Annotated in this window: 3 protein-coding genes and 1 pseudogene; 1 reads left to right on the top strand and 3 read right to left on the bottom strand. The window is 66.5% G+C overall.

Annotated elements, in window-relative coordinates; genetic code table 11:
- A partial coding sequence (locus AC3A46_RS19410) for an ABC transporter permease (protein WP_487666686.1) occupies positions 1–705 on the top strand: 705 nt, incomplete at its 5' end.
- A 343-nt stretch (positions 706–1048) separates the two neighbouring features.
- Here the strand turns inward: AC3A46_RS19410 and AC3A46_RS19405 are convergent.
- The 3 genes and pseudogenes from AC3A46_RS19405 to AC3A46_RS19395 all read right to left on the bottom strand — a co-directional run.
- Positions 1049–2179 (bottom strand): annotated as a pseudogene (locus AC3A46_RS19405) (IS701 family transposase); the annotation flags it as partial.
- A gap of 250 nt (positions 2180–2429) precedes the next feature.
- Positions 2430–2960: an SMI1/KNR4 family protein gene (locus AC3A46_RS19400; protein WP_487666685.1), complete on the bottom strand. Its 531-nt coding sequence runs from the start codon at positions 2958–2960 to the stop codon at positions 2430–2432.
- 88 nt (positions 2961–3048) lie between these two features.
- On the bottom strand, positions 3049–3479 hold a 431-nt coding region (locus AC3A46_RS19395), incomplete at its 5' end, for a DNA/RNA non-specific endonuclease (RefSeq protein ID WP_487666684.1).

Here is a 3479-nt window from a genome sequence, read left to right as displayed (position 1 = left end):
GAGCTGTTCGTCGGCGACGTCCACCAGTACGAGGTCGAGGAGGGCGCCCCGCCCGCTCCGGTGAAGTGGACCCTCCCGGCGGCCGCCCGCACGGTGCCCAGCCGGCCGGACCCCAGCGGGCAGCTGCGCAGCGGCCTGCTGATCACCCCGTCGGCCGCGCCGAAGGAACTCGGCGAGTTCCAGTACCCGGAGATCTACGTCCAGGTCGACGAGTCCGGGCCGGACGCCCTGGACCGGGCGCGCAACGCCGTCTTCAAGGCGGATCCGCTCGCCACGGCGATGCGGCTGCAGGACACCCGGGAGGCCGCCGGCTTCTCCTCGATCCGCACGGGCTTGTTCTTCGGCGCCACCGCCGTACTGGTCCTGATCGGCGGCAGCCTGCTCGTCTCCCAGCTGGAGCAGTTGCGCGAGCGCCGGCGGCTGCTGTCCTCCCTGGTCGCCTTCGGGACCAAGCGCTCCACGCTGGGCCTGTCGGTGCTGTGGCAGACGGCCGTGCCGATCGCGCTCGGCCTGGTGCTGGCGGCCGGGGTCGGCGTGGCACTGGGCGCCGTCCTGATGGGCATGGCCGCCCAGCCGGTCCGCGTCGACTGGGCGTCGGTGCTCGGGATGACGGCCGCCGGCGCGGGTGTGGTGGTCGTGGTGACCCTGCTCAGCCTGCCCCCGCTGCTGCGGCTGATGCGCCCGGACGGCCTCCGTACGGAGTGACCTCGGCGCCCTCCTGAACCCCGTACGCCCGTTCCCGGGACGGCCCCCCGACCATCCCCCTGGGCCGTCTCTTCCGGATCTTGCCTGACCCGCGCCGCCCGGCAAGATCCGAAAGAGACGACCTAATACTCCAGCAGCGGATCGTGTCCTGAGCTGGTTCTTCTCAGGTAATGGCTGCGTTGAGCGGTGGCTTGGTGGCGTCGGCGCCAGTGGGACCAGTTCAGTGTGTGATCTGGTGGACGAGGTCGGTGTGCTCGGTGGTGGGGCAGCAGATGTTCCAGAAGCCGGCGGATCTCTGCCACGGTGAGAGCGACGAAGTCGCTGGTGGGTTCGTTTCTGCTGCCCCCTTTGCGGCCTCGTCGGCGGCGAGGCCGGTGAGGAAGGCGTGGGCGAGCATGGCGAGGGTGATGTGCCGGTACCAGCCCACGTATCGGCGGACTTCATACTCGTCCAGGCCGCATTCGTTCTTCGCGGCCTGGAAACACTCCTCGATGGCCCACCGCGTCCCGGCAACCCTTGCCAGATCCGCGATCGTGCAGGTCACGGGCGCGTAGGCGAAGTAGTAGGCGATCTCGTCGGGCCGTGTGAGGCTGCGGCGGGCCAGGATCCAGCGGTGATGGGTGGGCTCGTCACCGTCGAAGAAGCTGATCGACGGCAGTCGCGCGCTGGCCCAGTCGTAGACCCGCGGTCCCTTGGCTCCATCTCCGCAGGAGATCCGCTGCCAGGCGTCATCGGGGGCCTGGGCGATCAGCTCGTCGATCCGCCAGAACCCTGCCAGGCTCTTGACCTGCTGTGACTTCGGGACCGCAACGACATAGCCGACCCCGAGTTCCTCGAGTAGGCGCCGGAACTTCCATTCCTGGCCGTAGGCCTCGTCCGCGGTCACCCACGACGCGGGCAGGCCCGCGGCCAGGCAGCGGGTGACCATCGACTTCGCGAGTTCGCCCTTGGTCGCGAACTCCCGCGCCTCAGGAATCTTCGCGGCCTTGCAGCGTTCCCTGTCGCCGGTCCAGGCCTTGGGCAGATACAACTCCCGGTCCACCAGAGCCCGTCCGCGGCTGGTGGTGTAGGCGGCGAACACCCCGATCTGGCAATTGTCGATCTTCCCTGAGGTGCCGGTGTACTGCCGGCCCACCCCGGCCGACGTGCTGCCCTTCTTGATGAACCCGGTGTCGTCGATGATCAGCACACCACCCGGCCCGAGCTTGCCGGCGACGTACTCCCGGACGTCGTCACGCAGTGCGTCCGCGTCCCACACACTCGAATTCAACAGCCTCTGAAACCCGTCCGGAGTGCGGTGACCTGCGTACTCGGCCAGCTGCCAGCCGTTCTTACGGGCTACCGGCGCCAGTAGACCCCGCAGGTAATCCCGCATCCGCCGGCGCAGATCCGCCCGGCCGAACCGGCCCGCCACCCGAGCGAACACCGCATCCAACTCCGCAGCCCACTCCTGAGCCTCAACTATCCCCACCATGCCCTGACAACGACAACAACCAGCTCAGGACACGATCCGCTGCTGGAGTACTAAAGCCAGTGGGCCGGATAGCCCGATGCCCACGTAGGTGGAGCTGATCAGCAGGCCTTTTCTGCTCCCGCCCTGTGCAGCAGCGCGGCGCGAAGCAGGCCGATCCGCGCCCGGCTTGCGGCGCCAGCAGGCGCATCAGCGGCTGCCGCCCTGCACTCCGCCAGGCCGAGCACGCCTGTGTCGGCAGAGCGCCGCACCATCACACTTCTTCGAGGCGGCTGAATTCATGGGTGGCCAGGGGGAACAAGGAAGAGAGGATGTTCGACTGCAACTCTCCGGTGAGAGCGGACACGAGGAATTGCGTGCATGATACGGGGAAGTGCTCCCATCGGTCGCTCACTTCGTTCACCATGACGGTCCATTCGTTCGGCTGGACGCCAGGGAGAACGAGCCAGTACAGGCATTCTCCGTTGTCCGTGGTCGCCCACGGGATGAGCATGGACCCCTCGGCCTCCAGTTCGGCTGGCTTCTTCTCGACCGTCCACAGGTCTTCCAGGTCTTCGAACTGGTACTTGGCCCACTTGAGGAGATCGTAGTGCTTGTTAGGGCAGTTGGGCTCCAGGACGTAAAGATGGTTGTCCCAGTAGCTTCCCCCGTAGACGCCGATGAGTTCCTTGTAGTCGTCTGGGAGTTCGGCCGCGAGGGTACGTTCGACCTCGCCCCAGTCCTTGTCGCGGGGCTGGCTGGGCGCCGGGGCGATTTCGAGGAGACGTGCAAGGGCGTTGGTCATGGTGGGGGTCCTGTTCCTGAGGGTTCTGGGCGGAAGGGATGGCTGCAGGCTGGAGGTGAAGCGAGTCGCACCTGCTCGACTACTCTCCTCACTCCTTCGGCTGGTTTGGAATGAAGGCGGTGTTGCCTGATTCGGTTATTCCGGTGCTGTGGTGCTGGGTGAACTTGAAGCCGTTCGATCCGTAAGCCTCGATGTATACGCCGGTGGGGATTTTATCCGTCCCATTGTATCGGGGGGTGACACTGTATTGGATTGTCTCACCGCCCTCCACCGCGGCCCTTACCTGGTTCTCGATTTTTCGCATGACGGGAGAATTCGCGTAGGCGTGCATGGTGACGAAATTCGCTGGATCCCAGTTGGATCCGCCGAGCTGTGCGGCAAGGAGGTGGGCTCGGTTGTACCCCTGCTTCGCCACCCAACCCGGCGGATCACCGTGCGGATCCGTAGGGTTCTTCCCCATCATGTCCGGCCCCAGAGTGGCGTGCATCGCTGTCGGGCCTCCCTCTGCGTCCGGCTTGC

Source organism: Microbacterium sp. Soil_C_42, assembly GCF_057656735.1.
The sequence above is the reverse complement of the archived record's forward strand: the minus strand, read 5'-3'. Positions and strand labels throughout refer to the sequence as shown.

Excerpts from the sequence above, each read along its gene's own strand:
- AC3A46_RS19400 (WP_487666685.1), bottom strand. The coding sequence starts at position 2,960 with ATGACCAACGCCCTTGCACGTCTCCTCGAAATCGCCCCGGCGCCCAGC.